The following is a 17,235-nucleotide window of genomic DNA, read 5'->3' as shown; positions in this document are numbered from 1 at the left end:
GAACACATCCTTGGAACACCGCATCGTCGACACGATCACGCGCTGGGTGGGAGCGAGCACGCTTCCTCTCGTGGTGATCGCGTTCGTGGGCGGTGGGCTCGAGCGTGGTCTCGGTGCGATCGCGGGCGCGTCGCTCGCGATGCTCAACTGGCTGGTGATCCGCTGGGTCGTGATGGCGATCGTGCGTCGTGGTGATCGCGGCTTCGGCCTCACCTCGGTGCTCGTCGCGAAGATCGGCTTCGTCCTCGCGGGCGCGGCGATCCTGCTCCGCATCTTCGACGCCACGGGGTTGATCCTCGGCGTCAGTGCGCTCGTCACCGGCTTGTTCGGTGGGGCGCTGCATCTCCACTTCAACGGCTCGCTGAACGCGCAGGACGAAGGCGTCCTCGGCGCCGGCGAGAGGGACTGAGCGAGCGATGCCGCACGGCGAGTCGTGGTTCACGCTGGCGTTCCGAGGGACGACGCTCTGGGACAACGTCGTCAACCTCGTCATGGTCATCAACAACCTGATGACGGGCGAGAGTGACTCGATCCTCGCGAACGAGACCGGTCACGTCGGTCACGTGTTCGGCGCGCTCTTCATCCTCCTGCTCATCGCGGTGATCGCGTTCGTCGCGAACACGAAGGTGAAGGACACGAAGGCGGCCATCGTGCCGGAGGACCGGCTCACGCCGCGCACCTTCGTCGAGCTCTTCGTGGGCGCGGCCTACTCGATGATGTCGGACATCATGGGGCCGAAGCCGGCGCGCTACTTCCTGCCGCTGATCGGCACCTGCGCGTTCTTCATCCTCTTCTCGAACCTGCTCGGTCTCGTCCCCGGCTTCACGCCGCCGACCGACAACCTGAACACGACGCTCGCGATGGCGCTCGTCATCTTCCTCGCGACGCACGTCTACGGCATCAAGGAGAACGGCTTCAACCACGTGAAGCACCTCTTCGGGCCGATCGTCGCGTGGTACGCGCTGCCGCTGATGCTCCTGATGTTCTGCATCGAGGTCATCAGCCACATCGCGCGCCCCATCTCGCTCTCGATTCGTCTCATGGCGAACATGGTCGCCGACCACCTGGTCGTCGGCGCGTTCCTCACCGTGTTCGCGTTCCTCGTTCCCGTGCCCGTCATGGTGCTCGGAACGCTCGTCTGCATCGTGCAGACGCTGGTGTTCTGCATCCTCTCGACGGTCTACATCGGCCTCGCGATCCAGCACGACGAAGGCCACCACTGAAAGAGCTCGGCCGCTCTCCCGAGCGGCTCGTTCGGAGAGAAGCAAGGCAACCCGTTTTCCGGTCGGCTAGCCGCGGCTGTGCAGCCTCGTCATCGAGGCACGGTGCCCGCCGGGGTTCGCAGGAGGCACGTTCGTCATGAAGAAGAATCTGCTCGGTCTCACCACGTTCCTGTCCATCCTCGCGATCACCTCGACGGCGTTCGCGCAGGACGCGGGGACCAACCAGTACGACGTCCAGATGTGGAAGGCGATCGCGGCGGGCTTCGCGATCTCGATCGCGGCGCTCGGCGGCGCGCTCGGTCAGGGCCGCGCGGCGGCGGCGGCGCTCGAGGGCATCGCGCGCAACCCGAACGCGTCGGGCAAGCTGTTCGTCCCGATGATCCTCGGCCTCGCCCTCATCGAGTCGCTCGTGATCTACGCCCTCCTCATCGCGGGCGGCTTCATCGGGCCGCTCGGCGGGTGATCCTCGAGCGCCGGTGACGGCGCCCGAGCTCGCTCATCGAAGCTCGAACGACGGGCCGGCGCTCTTCGGAGCGTCGGCTCGTCGTGCTTCCGTCGTCCGCACTGTGCATGCGCGCGCGATGTTTCGGCTCGTCCACCGGGCCTTCCGTCCGCGCGCTTCGCGCCGTCTCTCCCGTCCGGGACCGGCGGGACGAACACTCCTGCAAAGTTTGACGTCGCGACGCGCATCTCGATATATTCGCGAGCGTTTCGGAGCTCGGGGGGGCGCCGAGCGCGAGCCGCCCCTGCATGCCCGAACAACGTCGCCAGCGTCGCTACGACCTCCGTCGCCGCCTTTGGTGCGAGGGGGAGCGCTACACCGTCGCGCTGCAGACGGTGAACGCGAGCGAGGGCGGCGTGCAGCTGCGGACGTCGATCCCCCCACCGCCGGGGACGAAGCTGCGCATCTCGCTCGAGGAGCCGGGACGCGGCCGCGTGGTGATCGACGCCGAGGTCGTGTGGGCGCAGGCGGGGCGCGGGCGCGGCGCGATGGGCCTGCGTTTCGTGCAGTTCTGCGAGGGACGCGACGTCTGGAGCGGGCTCCTCCACGACCTCGACGGCACGCCGAAGACGGCGGAGTAGCTGGCCGAGGCGCGAGCACCGCCACATACTCGGACTCGCATGGACGCCCGCGACGAGACCGAGGACCTGCTCGAGCGTGCGAAGGCCGGCGCCGATGCGCCCGTGGCGGTGTCTCCGCGCGGCGACGCACCCGGCGAGAAGCCGACGCCCGCGTGGGTGCGCGTCGTGGCGCTCGCCACGGTGTTCGCGGTCGGCGCGGGCGCGGTCGGGTGGCTGCTGAGCGGCGAGGACACGTTCGTGTACTCGGAGACGATCGAAGAGGTCGTCGCCGAGCCGAGCGAGCACCTGGGTCGCACGCTGCGCGTCGAGGGCGCCCTGACGAACGGCTCGGTGCAGTTCCGCGAGGAGCCGTGCGAGTGGCGCTTCGTGCTCGAGAGCGGCGAGCGCCGGATGCCCGTCGAGTTCCCGCAGTGCGTGGTGCCCGACACGTTCCGCGACGGCATGGGGATCTCGGTGACGGTCGAAGGGCGCCTGCGCGAGGACGGCTCGTTCCTCGCGAGCCAGGTGATCCCGAAGTGCCCGTCGCGCTACGAGATGGACCAGCGGCAGCAGGCCGGTGAGGCGATGCCGCACGCGGCGCCGCCGGAGACGTCGGCGGTCGGGATGCCGCGACCCCCGTCGTGAGCGATCTGCTCGAGACGCTCGCGTCGCGGATGACGCTGGGCGACCTGCTCGAGGCGGTGCGTCGTCTGTGCGGCGGGTACGATCTCGTGCAGCACCACACGCAGGGCGAGTTCCACCACGACGTGGTGCTGCGCGTCCACGACGCGCGGGCGCTGCCCGGCGCGTTCCTCGTGGTCTCGACGAACTGCAACGGCGGTGTGAAGGAAGTGCTGTGCACCGCCGAGGCGCCGGAGATCGAAGGCGTGTGGCGGTGGCGGTGCCCCGAGAACGACGAGTTCCGGGGCACGATGCCGGCGATCCTCGGGGTCGCGCGCACGCTGCACTGGTTCGATCCGTGTGAGCTGCTCGCCGAGGACGCGCGCAGCGAGCTGCGCCCCGAGCACCGCGAGCGCCAGCCCGGCGGCGGCTGGCGCATGTGCGGCAAGACCTCGCGCAGCTGACGCCCGCGCATTGACGACGCGGGATCCCCGCGCGTAGAACACGCCGCCGATGCAGCCGGGCGAGACCGTCATGGACGCGGAGTCGATCGCGCGGACGGTGCGTCGGCTCGCGCACGAGATCGTCGAGCGCGCCGGGGGAACCGAGCGGCTCGCGCTGGTCGGCGTGCGACGAGGCGGCGTGCCGATCGCGGAGCGCGTCGCGCGTGCGATCGAAGAGGCCGAGAAGCGCGTGGTGCCGGTGGGCAGCGTCGAGATCGCGCTCTATCGCGACGACGCCGCGACCGCGCTGCCCGACCCGAAGATCGGTCCGAGCCGGATCGACTTCGACGTGAACGCACGCGAGGTCGTGCTGATCGACGACGTGATGCAGACGGGCCGCACGATCCGCGCGGCGATCGACTGCCTGCTCGACTACGGAAGGCCGCGCCGGGTGTGGCTCGCGGTGCTGCTCGATCGCGGCGGGCGCGAGCTGCCGATCGCGCCCGACTTCGTGGGCCGCGTGGTCCAGGTGCCCGATGGCGCGCGCCTCGAGGTGAAGCTCGACGACGTCGGGTTCGAGCGTGCGATCTGCGTGAGGAGCGCGACGACGTGACGAGGCCGTTCAGGCACACGCATCTGCTGGGGATCGAAGGGCTCGAGGCGAGCGACGTCGCGCAGATCCTCGATGCGGCCGAGGTGTTCTACGAGGTGTCGCGGCGCCCGGTGCGCAAGGTTCCGACGCTGCGCGGCAAGAGCGTCATCAACCTGTTCTTCGAGGCGAGCACGCGGACGCGCACGAGCTTCGAGCTCGCGGGCAAGCGACTCAGCGCGGACGTCGTGAACATCTCGACGTCGACGTCGAGCGTGACGAAGGGCGAGACGCTGCTCGACACGGTGCAGACGCTGCAGGCGATGCACCCCGACGTCGTCGTGATCCGGCACTCCGCGTCGGGCGCGCCGCACTACGTCAGCGAGCGCGTCGGGTGCAGCATCGTCAACGCGGGCGACGGCGCGCACGAGCACCCCACGCAGGCGCTGCTCGACGCGTTCACGATCCGCCGCGCGAAGGGCACGCTGTCGAAGCTGGTCGTGACGATCTGCGGGGACGTCGCGCACTCGCGCGTCGCGCGCAGCAACGCGCTCCTCCTGCGGCTCTTCGGGAGCGAGGTGCGCGTGGTCGGGCCGCGCACGCTGATGCCCAGCGAGGTCGAATCGTTGGGGGTCAAAGTATTCGATCGGCTCGAGCCCGCGCTCGAAGGCGCCGACGTCGTGATGGTGCTCCGCATCCAGCGCGAGCGGCTCGAGGGCGCGCTCCTCCCGAGCATGCGCGAGTACAGCCGCACGTTCGGCATCTCGCCGCGCACGCTGGGCTACGCGAAGCCGGACGCGATCGTCATGCACCCCGGGCCGATGAACCGCGGCGTCGAGATCTCGCCGGAGGTCGCGGATCACGCGCGCAGCGCGATCCTCGATCAGGTCGAGGCCGGCGTCGCGGTGCGCATGGCGGTGCTCTATCTGCTCGCGGGTGAAGCGGGCGCCGGCCCGGGCACGCAGGGGTGACGCGCACCGGGCTGGAGCGCGTCGCGCGCGGAGAGGTGACGTCGCTGCGCGGGCGGCGCGTCGGGCTCGTCGCGCATCCGGCGAGCGTGACGTCGACGTTCGAGCATGCGTCGAGCGTGCTGACGCGCGCAGGCGCGGAGATCGTCGCGTACTTCGGGCCGGAGCACGGCTTCGGCGGCGAGGCGCAGGACATGATCGGCGTGGGTGATGCGCGCGCGCCGGACGGTGCGCCGATCCACACGCTCTACGGGGACAGCTTCGCGTCGCTCTCGCCGACGCCGGCGCAGCTCGCGGGCATCGACGCGCTCGTCATCGATCTGCAGGACGTCGGGAGTCGCTACTACACGTTCGTGTGGACCGCGGCGCTGTGTCTCGAGGCCGCGAGCGCGCTCGGGATCACGACGGTGATCCTCGATCGTCCCAACCCGCTCGGCGGCGTCGTGATGGAGGGCGCGCCGCAGCGCGCGGGATATCGCTCGTTCGTGGGCCTCCACGACGTGCCGGTGCGGCACGCGATGACGATCGGTGAGATCGTCACGATGGTCGCGTCGCTGCGCGGCATCGACGCGCTCGAGGTCGTGACGATGGACGGCTGGGACGCGACGCGCGGGTGGGAGCTGCCGTGGGTGCTGCCGTCGCCGAACATGCCGACGCTCGACACCGCGCGCGTGTATCCCGGTGGCTGTCTGATCGAGGGCACGAACCTCAGCGAAGGGCGCGGGACGACGCGGCCGTTCGAGATCTTCGGCGCGCCGTTCGTGGACGGGCGCGCGCTCGCGCGCGACGTGGTGATCGAGGGCGCGGTCCTGCGCCCGCTGACGTTCTCGCCGACGTTCCACAAGCACGCGAAGATGGTGTGCGGCGGCGTGCAGGTGCACGTGACCGACGAGGCGCGCTTCGCGCCGTACGCGGCGTACGTGCGGATGCTCGCCGCGATCGCGCGCGCCCATCGCGGGGACTTCGCGTGGCGCACCGAGCGCTACGAGTTCGTCGATCACGTGCCGGCGATCGATCTGCTGTGCGGTGGGCCCGAGGTGCGCGAGGCGATCGACGCGGGCGCCGATGTCGACGCGATCCTCGACGCGGAGCGCGATGCGGTGGCGCGCTTCGGCGAGGAGCGCCGCGCGTGGCTGCTGTACCCGAGGTGACGAAGCCCGCGCGCGTGCAGGGCATCGACGTCGCTCGCGGGATCGCGTCGATGTTGATGGTGCAGGGGCACGCTTTCGACGCATGGACCTCGCCCGAGGCGCGCGAGACGACGTGGTACGCGATCGAGCGCGTCTTCCTGCAGACCCTCGCGCTCCCGGCGTTCCTCGTGCTCGCGGGCGCGTCGCTCGCGCTGCGGGTCGAGGCCGCGGCCGTGAAGGGCGAGCGCGCCGCGGACGTGCGTCGCGCGGTGCTGTCGCGCGCGCTGCAGATCGTCGTGGTGGGCTACGCGCTCAATGCGTTCTCCGCGATCGTCGACGGCTCCGAAGGGATCGTCACGTGGCTGCGCGCGGACGTGCTCCACGTCATCGGGCTCTCGCTCGCGTCGCTCGCGCTCGCGATCCGCGGTGAGCGGGTGCGCGCGGAGGTGGTGACGCGCGTCGCGATCGGGATCGCGATCGTGCCGATCGTGATCTGTCCGTGGGTGACGCGGTGGTCGCGCACCGTCGAGGGGCCGATCGGCTGGGTGCTCGGGCTCTTCGCCGACGTGCCGGGGATCACGCGGATGCCGTGGATCCCGCTCGCGTCGTGGGCCGCGATCGGGTTCCTCGTCGCGCGCGCGATGATCGTGCGCAACCGCGACGTGAGGAGCGCCGCGGGGGCGCCGACATCCTTCGTGATCGCGATGGGCGTGACCGCGAGCGTCGTGATCGTCGCGGGGACGTGGGCGCAGCACGCGCTCGTCGACGCGCTCGGGGGACCGCTCGATCGCGCGCACGTCGCGGTGATCGCGAACGCGGTGCAGCTCGTCGCGCGCGGCATCCTGGTGCTCGCGGTCGGTGCGCTGATCGCGCCGCGCTTGCCCGAGCGTGTGCGCTGGGCCGTGGTGGTGATGGGGCAGGGGTCGCTGTGGGCGTACGCGTTCCACGTGCCGCTCTGCTACGGGCGCTTCGCCGAGGTCTCGCGGCTGCGCGAAGGGCTCTCGATCGGTGCGTGCGCGCTCGCCGCGACGCTCTTGGTGATCGCCAGCTGGGGCGCCGCAGGTCTCAAGCGAATCAAGGATCGACGGTGGGCGAATTCGTGAATCGTCGTCCGATGTTGCGCATGTCGCACCGACGCGTGAGCCGGGCCGGGGGTATCACGAGTTCCTTGTGATCGACCCGTCGTTCGTGCCGTGATCGCACGTCGATGAGCAAGGTGAAGATCATGATCGTCGATGACAGCCCGCTGATCATCGAGGTCGTGGGATCGGTGCTGCGCGGCGCAGGGTACGAGGTCGTCGCGCGATCGGTCGCGGTCGGAGCGAGCGCCGCGATCTTACGAGAGCGACCCGCGTTGGTGCTGATGGACGTCTCGATGCCGCTCGTGACGGGCACCGAGATATCGCAGTCACTCCGCGGTAGCCGCACGACACACGACAGCGTGATCGTGTTGCACTCGGATCGTCCGGCGGACGAGCTCGTCACGCTCGTGAAGGAGTGCGGGGCCGACGGCTTCGTGCGCAAGACGGGCAACCCGCGCGAGCTGCTCGCGGAGGTGTCGCGCTGGCTCGCGCACGGTGCGCGCAAGGCGCGCGGGCGCGCGGCCGGTGTGCTCGTCGCGGCGAGCAGCGCGACGCAGGCGCTGGTGCGTGACGCGATCGGCACGCGCGCGACGGTGCAGGCGACGGACTCGGGGACCGAGGCGCTGCGCGTGCTCTACGCGCGTGATGCGCTGCGCAGCGTCGTGCTCGGGAGCGCGCTGCGCGATCTCAGCGCGGCGACGTTGTGGCGCAAGGCGCTCGAGGTCGACGCGCGGCTGCGCGGGCGCATCGTCGTCGTCGACGAAGGAGGGCGCGAGGAGCGCGTGTGGCCGCCCGACGTGGTGTGGTGGACGCGCGCGGATCGTGTGGAGCGACTGGTCGAGGCGCTCGCGCTCGACGGCGTCGAGGGCTGACGCGTGGGGCAGCAGGTGGTGCGCTTCCGGGTGGCGACCGCGCAGCTCGCGATCGCCGCGGAGCACGTCGACGAGATCGTGCCGTGCGACGCGCCGACGATCGTGCCGGGCGTGCCCGCGCACGTCGCGGGGATCGTCGCGGTGCGCGGTGATGCGGTCCCGCTGCTCGATCTGCGGATCTTCCTCGGGCTCGGTGACGCGGTGCGGTCGGAGGATCGTGAGCCGCGCGTGCTCGTGGTGCGCGCCGCGGGCTATCGGGTCGGGCTGATCTGCGACGTCGTCGTGGGCGTCCGCGCGATCGACGAGGAGAGCCTCGCGCCGCCAGCGAGCGTGCAGCCGCCCGAGCTGCGCGAGCACGCGCAGGCGCAGCTCGATCTCGGCGACGCGATCGCGGTGGTGCTCGACGTCGAGCGGATGCTGGAGGCGGCGCGTGCGTGAGCTCGCGACGTCGGTCGTGGTGGTGCCGCTCGCGGCGGTGCGGCTCGTCGTCGACGCGCGGCGCGTGAGCGCGATCGAGGACGCATCGCGCGCGGAGGGCGTGACGCACGATCTCGCGGCGCGGATGGGCGTCGCGCTCGACGCGCAGAGCGTCGCCGAGCTCGGCCGGCGCGCGCTGCAGGTCGACGGAGGCGCGTGGCTCGTGGCGGCAGAGCGCGTGCTCGTGCGATCGCTGCGCGTCGAGGCGTTCCGGCCATTGCCGAGCTGGTTGGGATCGCTGCACGAGCGGCTCGGCATCGCCGCGCTGGTCGCGTTCGACGACGGCTTCGGGTTCGAGCTCGACGTCGATCGCGTCGCGGGAGGGAGCACGTGAGCTCGTTCCAGGCGCGCTTCCGCGTGCTCGCGCGCGAGAGGCTCGTCGTGATCCGCGCGCACCTCGCGGCGCTCGGTCGGGGAGACGACGTCGCGGAGCGTGGCGCGGAGCTGCGCCGCGAGGTCCACACGATGAAGGGCGAGGCGCGCATCGTCGGCGAGGGCGACGTCGCGAACGCGCTGCACGAGGTGGAAGAAGCGCTCGCGGCCGCAGGCGAGGGCGCGCTCTCGGGCGAGCAGGTCGCGTCGTTGCTCGCGCGCCTCGACGCGATCGAGGTCGCGGTCGACGACGACGCCCCGCGAGGCGAAGGCGGCGACGACTGGGCCGAGCGTCTCGCGCGGAGCGCGGGCGGTGCGGTGCTGCGCGTCGACGTCGGCGCGGTCTCGCGCATCGCGCGCACCGTCGGCGAGCTGCGGATCGGCGAGAGCGATCTCCAGCGCGCGATCGAAGGGCTCTCGGACATCGCCGATGCGATCCGGACGCGCGGCGACGACGCGACTGCGCGGGCGCGCGCCGCGGCCGATCTGCGTCGGCTCGTCGTCGCGATGAGGCAGCTCGCGTTCGATCAGCACGTGCGCATCGATCAGCTCGTCTCGCACGTGCGCGAGGTGCGGATGGTCCCGCTCGGAACGTTGTTCGAGCGCTTCCCGCGCGCGGCGCAGCAGCTCGCGAGGGAGCTCGGCAAGGAGCTGCGCGTCGAGGTGCGCGGCGCCGACGTGCAGGTCGATCGACAGGTGCTCGACGTGATCGCGGAGCCGATGCTGCACCTCGTGCGCAACGCGGTCGATCACGGGCTCGAGCCGCCCGACGTGCGGCGCGATCACGGCAAGAACCGCGAGGGCACGCTCGAGCTCGACGCGAGCACCGAGGGCTCGCTGGTGCGCATCGAGGTGCGCGACGACGGGCGCGGCGTCGACGTGCTCGCGCTCCAGGCCGCGCTCCGCGAGCGTGGCATCGGCGCAGCCGAGGACGTGACGACGCTCGACGACGAGGAGATCCTCGAGCGGCTGTGCCGTCGCGGGCTCAGCACGCGACGCACGGTCAGCGACGTGTCGGGGCGCGGTGTGGGCCTCGACGTGGTGAAGCGGCGCGTCGAGTCGGTGGGCGGGCGGCTCGGTCTGCGCACGATCGCGGGCGCGGGCGCGACGTTCTCGATCGAGGTGCCGATGTCGGCGCTGCTCGCGCCGATGCTCTGCGCGATGGCGGACGACGCGCGCTACGCGCTCGCTCCGCAGGACGTCGAGCGGCTCGAGGAGATGGTCGCGTCGAGCGTGGAGACGGTGGGTCGCGGGCTCGCGCTGCGCGTCGACGGCGCGCCGGTTCCGCTCTTCGATCTCGCGACGCTCCTCGGGCGCGCGCGGCGCGATCCGCGGGAGCGATCGAGCGCGCTCGTGATCGCGCACGGCGGGCGGCGCGTCGCGGTCGCGGTCGATCGCGTCGTGGGCACGCTGCCGGTGCTGCAGCACCGGCTCGATCCGTTCCTCGAGGGGGCGACGCTGGTGCGCAGCGTGGCCTTGCTCGCGAACGGCGAGCTCGCGGTGGCGCTCGACGTGGGCGAGCTGTTCCGTCGCGCGGACGCGGGGCGCGCGATCGCGGGCGCCGCGGACAGCGAGCGCGCGCGAGCGCGGAGCAAGCGCGTGCTGGTCGCGGACGACTCCGAGCTCACGCGCGATGTCGTGGTGTCCATCCTCCGCGAGATGCAGCTCGAGGTGATCGAGGCGGTCGACGGACGATCGGCGCTGGAGCTCATCGCGTCGTCGAAGCCCGACCTCGTGCTCACCGATCTCGACATGCCCGTCGTCGACGGGTTCGAGCTGCTGCGGCGCGTGCGCGCCGAGCCCGCTTGGTCGTCGCTGCCCGTGATCGTGCTCTCGACGCGATGGGCGCCCGCGGACCTGCAGCGCGCATCCGAGCTCGGCGCGGACGCGTACCTCGTGAAGAACCGGATCGAGCTCGACGAGGTCCGACGAGTGGTCGGCGCGCACCTGGCGACGCCGCGGCGAGAGGGCGAGCGCTCGTGACGGCACGCGCGATCCGGGTGCTCGTCGCCGACGACTCACCGCTCTGTGCGGAGGCGTTGCGCACGGTGATCGACGCGGATCCGCGGATGCGCGTGGTGGGGATCGCGCACGACGGGTTGCGCGCGATCGAGCTGGCGGCGGCGCTGCGTCCGACCGTGATCACGATGGACGTGCACATGCCGCGGCTCGACGGGCTCGCGGCGATCGCGCGCATCCGCGCGGCGCAGGCGGCGCGCATCCTCGTCGTGACCCGCGACGACGCGCGTGGGCTCGCGTTCGAGGCGATGCGGCGCGGCGCGGCCGACGTGGTGCGGCGGCCGCATCCGCGGCAGGGCTGGAGCGCGGGGGAGCACGACGACCTGCGGCGTCGGATCGTGGCGCTCGCGCAGGTGCCGATGATGACGTCGCCGAGCGCGCCGCCGCCGCGGCTGCGTCACGAGGTCGCGACGTCGGGCGCGCGCGTGGAGATCGTCGGCATCGCCGCGTCGACCGGAGGACCGGTCGCGATCGCGACGGTGCTCGCGTCGCTGCCGAAGACGTTCGCCGCGCCGATCGTGATCGTGCAGCACCTCGCGCCGGGGTTGGCCGAGGGGCTGGCGCGGTGGCTCGACGACGCGTGCGCGCTGCGGGTGCGGCTCGCGCGCGAGGGCGAGGTGCTGCGCGCCGGCGACGTGCGCATCGCGCCCGACGACGTGCACGTCGCCGTCGAGCGCGGCGCGCGGGTGCGCTTCGATCGCGACGCGGCGATCGAAGGGCATCGTCCCTCCGCGACGCGCTTGTTCTCGTCGCTCGCGTCGACCGGCGCGCGCGCCGCAGGCGTGGTGCTCAGCGGCATGGGGCGCGATGGAGCGAGCGGCCTGGTGTCGCTGCGGCGCGCCGGCGGCGTGGCCATCGCGCAGGACGAGGCGACGAGCACCGTGTTCGGGATGCCGCGTGCGGCGCGCGACGCGGGCGCGGAGACGCTGGCGATCGAGCGCATCGGCCCCCGGCTCGACGCGCTGGTCGCGGCGCGCGAGGTCGCGTCGTGAGCTTCGCGGAGCGGCTCGCGCCGGTGATCGCGCGGCGGCTCGGTCTGCGGCCTTCGCTGCGATCGAACGACGCGGAGCTCGCGACGCTCATCGAGGCGCGCCGTCGCACGCTCGGCCTGCCGAGCGCGGCCGCGTACGTCGAGCACGTGTCGCGCGCGCCCGAGCCCGAGCTCGCGCACCTCGCTGCCGCGTTCACGAACGGATGGACGTGGTTCTTCCGCGATCACGACGCGATCGTCGCGCTCGCCGAGCGGCTGCGCGCGAGCGCCGTCGGCGGGCCGGCGCGCGTGTGGGTCGCGGGGTGCTCGACCGGCGAGGAGGCGTACGGCGTGGCGATCGCGTGCGCGGAGCGCGGCGTCGACGTGCGGGTGACGGCGACCGACGTGGATGCGGCGCGCATCGAGATCGCGCGACGCGCGGAGTACGGCGCGCATGCGCTACGGCGCGTGCCCCCGGCGACGATCGCGCGGTGGTTCGAGATGCGCGGCGATCGCGCACGCGTCGCGGTCGAGCTGCGCGCGCGCGTGACGCTCCGCGTGCACAACCTGCTCGACCCGCCGCTGATCGCGCCAGGAGGCGGCGGTTGGGACGCGATCGTGTGCCGCAACGTGCTGCTCCACTGCACCGACGATTCGTCGTCGCGCATCGCGGATCAGCTCGCGAGCTCGATCGCGTCGCACGGCGTCGTGCTCTTCGGGCCCGGTGACGCGCGGCCGAGCGCGCCGATCGTGATCCCGCAGCGCGCCGCGCCGCGCGCGCGCTCGACGCCGCCGCCGCGCGAGCCGAGCGCCGACGAGCTCTGGGCGGAGGCTCGCGAGCGCATCGCGCGCGGCGCGTACGCCGCGGCAGCGGGCGCGCTCGAGCGTCTCGTCGCGCGCGCGCCCGATCGTGTCGAGGCGTGGCTCGCGCTCGGGAACGTGCGGCTCGCGACGCACGATCTCGCGGGCGCGGAGGACGCGTATCGCGCGGCGGAGCGGATCGACCCGCTCTCGGCGGAGCTGTGCTTCCTGTGGGGCGCGCTCCATCGCAAGCGTGGCGCGTGGGACGACGCGACGCGCGCGCTGCGTCGCGCGCTCTTCCTCGACGCCGATCTGTGGCCCGCGCGTTATCTGCTCGCGGGCGCGTGGGATCGCGCGGGGGAGCACGAGCGCGCGCGCGCTGCGCTCGACGCGACGTGGCGATCGCTCGCGCGGCGCCCGGAGATCCGGTGGCGCTCGTGCGTGGACGACATCGAGGCGCTGGCGTGCCCCGCCGAGATGGTGCGCGCGATCTGCGCGCAGCGAGTGGATTCGAAGGAGGAGGTCGGGTGATGGAAGGCGGCGAACGGTCGATCGTGTCGGAGCTCGACGCGCGCACGCGCGCGTTCGAGGTCCGCTTCCTGCGCACCGCGAGCGCGGGGCTCGCGACGGTGATGGTCGCGGCGCTCAGCGCGATCTCGTACTTCCAGCCCTCGCTCGTCTCCGTCGCGTGCCTCGGGATCATCGTCATCGCGACGAGCAGCGCGTTCGGGCTCACGTTCACGCCGTACCGCCGCTCGGCGGCGGCCGTGCTGCTCTTCGGCACGTCGTGTGGCGCGCTGCTCGCGGTCGCGTTCGACGGCACCGGCACGCTCGGCTCGGGCGCGCTGCAGGCGCTGCTGATCAACGTCGCGCTCTCGCCGTTCCTGCTCCCGCGCAGCGGCGTGATCGCGCTGGTCGCGTTCAACGCGGGCGCGGGGATGCTCGCGCACCTGAAGGTCGGCGTCGTCGACGGCGGCGCGCCGGCGGACCTCGTGCCCGCGGCGGTGGGCTCGGCGCTGGTGCTCGGCGTCGCGGCGCTCTCGATCTCGTCGTTCGTGGGTCAGGCGAAGGAGCACCAGGAGTCGCTGCGCCAGCGGCTTCACGACATCGACATCGTGATGGAGCGCGCGCGGCGCATCGCGAAGGGCGACCTCGCGGGCGAGATCCAGGGCGACAGCGACGTCTCGCGCGTGATCGCGTCGATGCTCGGCGGGCTGCGCGGGCTGGTCGAGCAGATCCAGAAGGACGCGGCGCAGCTCACGCACGCGAGCAACGAGATCGCCGCGATGGCGCAGCAGCAGGAGCGCAGCGCGATCGAGCAGGGCGGCGCGATCGAGGAGACGCGGCGCACGGTGGGGACGCTGCTCCAGGGCTCGCGCTCGATCGCGGGGGCGGCGCGCGGCGTGACCGACAACGCGAGCGCGACGCTGCAGAACGCCGAGCTCATCAGCGATCGCATCCGGACGCTGACCGAGCACGCGCAGCGCATCACCGAGCTGCTCGAGCTGATCCGCGACGTCGCGAACAAGTCGGAGCTGCTCGCGCTCAACGCGGCGCTCGAGGGCGCCAAGGCGGGCGAGGCGGGGCGCGGCTTCTCGCTCGTCGCGAACCAGATGCAGCGGCTCGCGGAGAGCGTGATGGAGTCGGTGAAGATCGTGAAGGAGCTCACCGGCGACATCCGCAAGGCGACGCAGGCGACCGCGCTGGCGACGGAGGACGCGACGAAGCTCGCGCGCGACACGACCGACGCCGCGCGGCGCATCGGCGTGATCACCGAGGAGCAGGAGTCGAGCACGGAGCAGGTGACGCGCGCGATGGACGAGATCGCCGACGCGACGCACCAGAGCGCGGCGGGCACGAACCAGACGCTGCAAGCGGTGCGCGAGCTCTCGCAGATCGCGGAGCGACTGCACCACTACACGTCGCAGTTCCAGCTCTAGTACGGAGCGGGCGTCGTAAGGAGCTCGGCGCGGGAGCGAACGACGCTCGGCGCAGCCGCCGAGCGTGTGCCCCGCTCAGCTCGCGAGCGCTGCGCCGCGCGGCATCGGGAACACCGCGGGCTCGAAGCGCGCGGTCGGAGGCGTGGTGGCGCGACGCGCCTCGATCGCGCCGCGCGACGCGCGGAAGTCCACGCGCGCGAACGCCATGCCCGGCTCGGGATCGTGGCGCGGCGGCGGGATCGTCGGGACGCGCGCCGGGGTCATCGTCGGGCGGCCGAGCCACGAGATGAGGTCGTCGACGATGGCGGCGGCTGCATCGGGGCGGCCTTCCTCGCGCGCGGCGGCGGCCATCGCGCGGCGGCGCGTGGGATCGTCGAGCAGCGCGCGCACGTCGCTCGCGAGGTGGTCGATGGTCAAGCTCTCTTGACGAATCGCGATCGCGGCGCCGGCGCGCTCGAGCGCCTCGGCGTTGCGCGCCTGGTGATCGTCGGCCGCGTGCGGGTAGGGCACCAGGATCGACGGGCGCCCGATCGCGCAGATCTCCGCGAGCGTCGTCGCGCCCGCGCGCGCGATGACGAGCGTCGAGCTCGCGTACGCGCGCGCCATGTCGTCGATGAACGACACGACCTCGGCCTTCACGCCGAGCGCCTCGTAGCGCGCTGCGACCTCGGCCTGCATCGCCGCGCCCGTCTGGTGCACGACCTCGATCCCGCGCTCGGTCACGCCTGCCGCGGCGAGCGCCTCGGGCACCGTCTCGTTGAGCGCCTTCGCGCCCTGCGATCCGCCGAGCACGAGGATGCGGCGCGCGCGCAGCTCGAACGCCTCGGGATCGCTCAGCGCGAGGCGCGCCGCGTCGACGAACGCGCGGCGCACCGGGTTGCCCACCACGCGCGCCTTCTCGCCGAAGTGCGACACGGTCACGTCGTACGTGAGGTACGCGCGGCCGACGACCGGCGCGAGCATGCGGTTCGTGAGGCCGACGTGCGCGTTCTGCTCCATCAGCGCGCACGGGATGCCGAGGCTCGCCGCCGCGACGAGCATCGGGCCCGACGAGTACCCGCCGACGCCGATCACGACCTCGGGCTCGACGTCGCGCAGGATCGAGATCGCGTGCCCCCACGCGCCCGGGAGCTTCAGCAAGGACTTCATGAAGCCCGACGGATCCGTGCCCTTCAGCGGGCGCACGTCGAGCGTCTCGAAGCGCTCGCGCATCGCCGGGATCACGCGCGCCTCGATGCCGCGCTCGGTCCCGACGTACGCGACGTCGAGGTCGTGGTTGCGACGACGCAGCTCCTCGACCACCGCGATCCCCGGGAAGAGGTGCCCTCCCGTACCGCCCCCCGCGATGACGACGCGCTCGATCATGCTGCGCCTCCTTCGATCGTCCTGAAGCCGCTCGGCGCGCTCGCCCGCGCGTTGCCGGTCTGGGTGGACTCGCTGGTCGCGGTCTCGTCGCCCTCGCGGGGCCGCGACACGTTGAGCAGGAGCCCCATCGCCGCCGCGTTCACGAGCAGCGCCGATCCGCCGTAGCTCACGAAGGGCAGCACGAGGCCCTTCGTCGGCACCATGCCCATCGCGACCGCGAGGTTCGTGAACGCCTGGAGGCCCACGAACATCGTCACGCCGATGGCGAGGAACGAGCCGTAGTCGTCGGCCGCGCGGAACGCGACGCGCACGCCGCGCACCACGATGAGCACGAACGCGAGGACGAGCAGCGCGATGCCGACGAAGCCGAGCTCCTCGCCGATGATCGCGCTGACGAAGTCGGTGTGCGCCTCGGGCAGGAAGAAGAGCTTCTGCCGCGAGTCGCCGATGCCCACGCCGGTCGCGCCGCCCGAGCCGAACGCGATGATCGACTCCGCGACCTGGTAGCCCGCGTCCTGACGATGGCCGAAGGGATCGAGGAACGCCTCGACGCGCCGCATGCGGTACGGCGAGCTGATGACGAGCAGCACCGCGAGCCCGGCGCCCGCGAGCACCATCGAGAGGATCGGCCCGACCTTCGCGCCCGCGGCGAAGAGCAGCACGAACGTGATCACGCAGATCATCACCGCGCTGCCGAAGTCGGGCTGGCGCAGGCAGAGCAGCGCGAGGAAGCCCATCACGAGCAGGTGCGGGAGGATGCCGACCTTGAACGTGCGGATCGCCTCCTGCTTTTTCGAGAGCGAGTAGGCGAGCCAGAGGATCATCGCGACCTTCGCGACCTCCGCGGGCTGCACGTGGAACGGGCCGATCGCGATCCAGCGCGCCGCGCCGCCGGCGCTGTGACCGAAGCCGAGCGCGACGTAGACGAGCAGCGCGATCGTGACGCCGAGGATCGGATAGGTGAGCGGGCGGAGCAGGTGATAGTCGATGCGCGAGACGACGATCATCACGGGCAGCGCGATCCCCGCGAAGATCGCCTGACGCACCAGGAAGAAGTGGCCGTCGTGGAAGCGCTGCGAGGCGAACACCGCGCTCGCGCTGAACGTCATCACGACGCCGAATGCGATCAGCGCGAGCACGATGCCGAGCAGTACCGGATCGCTCGGGCCGATCGCCTTGGGCCACCCGCCGAGCAGCGAGGGCGCGGGGGCTGGAACCGACGCGCGCGGCACGTCGGCCACGCGAAGCGGCATCTCGCTCTTGCGGAATCGCGCCGCGATCCAGCTGCGGATCATGCCCAT

The 17,235-nt window shown here is 72.3% G+C and carries 19 protein-coding genes; 17 read left to right on the top strand and 2 right to left on the bottom strand.

Features of this window, described 5'->3' with window-relative positions; translation table 11 throughout:
• The first annotated feature begins 10 nt into the window (after nucleotides 1–10).
• The 17 genes from DB32_RS21875 (at nucleotide 11) to DB32_RS21795 (ending at nucleotide 14,569) form a co-directional block, all read left to right on the top strand.
• The gene (locus DB32_RS21875; RefSeq protein WP_053234593.1) at nucleotides 11–409 is read left to right on the top strand and encodes a hypothetical protein; all 399 of its coding nucleotides are present in this window, start codon (nucleotides 11–13) and stop codon (nucleotides 407–409) included.
• A gap of 7 nt (nucleotides 410–416) precedes the next feature.
• Nucleotides 417–1,223, top strand: a complete 807-nt coding sequence (gene atpB, locus DB32_RS21870; RefSeq protein ID WP_053234592.1) for a F0F1 ATP synthase subunit A — start codon at nucleotides 417–419, stop codon at nucleotides 1,221–1,223.
• A gap of 136 nt (nucleotides 1,224–1,359) precedes the next feature.
• On the top strand, nucleotides 1,360–1,686 hold the full coding sequence (locus DB32_RS21865) for an ATP synthase F0 subunit C (protein ID WP_053234591.1): 327 nt from the start codon (nucleotides 1,360–1,362) through the stop codon (nucleotides 1,684–1,686).
• Nucleotides 1,687–1,973: 287 nt separating this feature from the next.
• A complete protein-coding gene (locus tag DB32_RS21860; protein ID WP_053234590.1) occupies nucleotides 1,974–2,306 on the top strand; it encodes a PilZ domain-containing protein in 333 nt (110 codons plus the stop codon).
• Nucleotides 2,307–2,345: 39 nt separating this feature from the next.
• On the top strand, nucleotides 2,346–2,930 hold the full coding sequence (locus DB32_RS21855; RefSeq protein ID WP_053234589.1) for a cytochrome c maturation protein CcmE: 585 nt from the start codon (nucleotides 2,346–2,348) through the stop codon (nucleotides 2,928–2,930).
• Nucleotides 2,927–3,370, top strand: a complete 444-nt coding sequence (locus DB32_RS21850) for a hypothetical protein (RefSeq protein ID WP_240481234.1) — start codon at nucleotides 2,927–2,929, stop codon at nucleotides 3,368–3,370. The genes DB32_RS21855 and DB32_RS21850 overlap by 4 nt, the downstream gene beginning before the upstream one ends.
• A 49-nt stretch (nucleotides 3,371–3,419) precedes the next feature.
• On the top strand, nucleotides 3,420–3,962 hold the full coding sequence (gene pyrR, locus DB32_RS21845; RefSeq protein ID WP_075097585.1) for a bifunctional pyr operon transcriptional regulator/uracil phosphoribosyltransferase PyrR: 543 nt from the start codon (nucleotides 3,420–3,422) through the stop codon (nucleotides 3,960–3,962).
• On the top strand, nucleotides 3,959–4,909 hold the full coding sequence (locus DB32_RS21840; protein ID WP_053234588.1) for an aspartate carbamoyltransferase catalytic subunit: 951 nt from the start codon (nucleotides 3,959–3,961) through the stop codon (nucleotides 4,907–4,909). The genes pyrR and DB32_RS21840 overlap by 4 nt, the downstream gene beginning before the upstream one ends.
• Nucleotides 4,906–6,057: an exo-beta-N-acetylmuramidase NamZ family protein gene (locus DB32_RS21835; protein WP_053234587.1), complete on the top strand. Its 1,152-nt coding sequence runs from the start codon at nucleotides 4,906–4,908 to the stop codon at nucleotides 6,055–6,057. Before DB32_RS21840 ends, DB32_RS21835 begins: the two co-directional genes overlap by 4 nt.
• Nucleotides 6,036–7,139, top strand: a complete 1,104-nt coding sequence (locus DB32_RS21830) for an acyltransferase family protein (protein ID WP_157069270.1) — start codon at nucleotides 6,036–6,038, stop codon at nucleotides 7,137–7,139. Before DB32_RS21835 ends, DB32_RS21830 begins: the two co-directional genes overlap by 22 nt.
• Before the next feature lie 104 nt (nucleotides 7,140–7,243).
• A complete protein-coding gene (locus DB32_RS21825; protein ID WP_053234585.1) occupies nucleotides 7,244–7,990 on the top strand; it encodes a response regulator in 747 nt (248 codons plus the stop codon).
• Between the two features lie 3 nt (nucleotides 7,991–7,993).
• A complete protein-coding gene (locus DB32_RS21820) occupies nucleotides 7,994–8,428 on the top strand; it encodes a chemotaxis protein CheW (RefSeq protein WP_053234584.1) in 435 nt (144 codons plus the stop codon).
• Nucleotides 8,421–8,801 carry a hypothetical protein gene (locus DB32_RS46940; protein ID WP_053234583.1) on the top strand — a complete coding sequence of 127 codons (381 nt, stop codon included), beginning with the start codon at nucleotides 8,421–8,423 and terminating at the stop codon, nucleotides 8,799–8,801. Before DB32_RS21820 ends, DB32_RS46940 begins: the two co-directional genes overlap by 8 nt.
• Nucleotides 8,798–10,822 (top strand): hybrid sensor histidine kinase/response regulator, encoded by a 2,025-nt coding sequence (locus DB32_RS21810; RefSeq protein ID WP_053234582.1) that lies wholly within the window; start codon nucleotides 8,798–8,800, stop codon nucleotides 10,820–10,822. Before DB32_RS46940 ends, DB32_RS21810 begins: the two co-directional genes overlap by 4 nt.
• The gene (locus tag DB32_RS21805) at nucleotides 10,819–11,850 is read left to right on the top strand and encodes a chemotaxis protein CheB (protein WP_053234581.1); all 1,032 of its coding nucleotides are present in this window, start codon (nucleotides 10,819–10,821) and stop codon (nucleotides 11,848–11,850) included. Before DB32_RS21810 ends, DB32_RS21805 begins: the two co-directional genes overlap by 4 nt.
• Nucleotides 11,847–13,160 (top strand): CheR family methyltransferase, encoded by a 1,314-nt coding sequence (locus DB32_RS21800; protein ID WP_053234580.1) that lies wholly within the window; start codon nucleotides 11,847–11,849, stop codon nucleotides 13,158–13,160. The genes DB32_RS21805 and DB32_RS21800 overlap by 4 nt, the downstream gene beginning before the upstream one ends.
• Complete coding sequence (locus DB32_RS21795; protein WP_053234579.1) at nucleotides 13,160–14,569, top strand: methyl-accepting chemotaxis protein; 1,410 nt, start codon at nucleotides 13,160–13,162, stop codon at nucleotides 14,567–14,569. Before DB32_RS21800 ends, DB32_RS21795 begins: the two co-directional genes overlap by 1 nt.
• A 75-nt stretch (nucleotides 14,570–14,644) precedes the next feature.
• Here DB32_RS21795 and murG read toward each other — a convergent pair whose 3' ends face one another.
• Both murG and ftsW read right to left on the bottom strand, forming a co-directional pair.
• A complete protein-coding gene (gene murG / locus DB32_RS21790) occupies nucleotides 14,645–15,934 on the bottom strand; it encodes an undecaprenyldiphospho-muramoylpentapeptide beta-N-acetylglucosaminyltransferase (protein ID WP_053234578.1) in 1,290 nt (429 codons plus the stop codon).
• Nucleotides 15,931–17,229 (bottom strand): putative lipid II flippase FtsW, encoded by a 1,299-nt coding sequence (ftsW, locus tag DB32_RS21785; protein WP_169791510.1) that lies wholly within the window; start codon nucleotides 17,227–17,229, stop codon nucleotides 15,931–15,933. The genes murG and ftsW overlap by 4 nt, the downstream gene beginning before the upstream one ends.
• Nucleotides 17,230–17,235 lie beyond the last annotated feature (6 nt).

Source organism: Sandaracinus amylolyticus, from assembly GCF_000737325.1.
In the GTDB taxonomy this organism is placed as follows: Bacteria; Myxococcota_A; Polyangia; order Polyangiales; family Sandaracinaceae; genus Sandaracinus; species Sandaracinus amylolyticus.
Note: the sequence above shows the minus strand (reverse complement) of the source record. Positions and strands in the feature narration are given on the sequence as shown.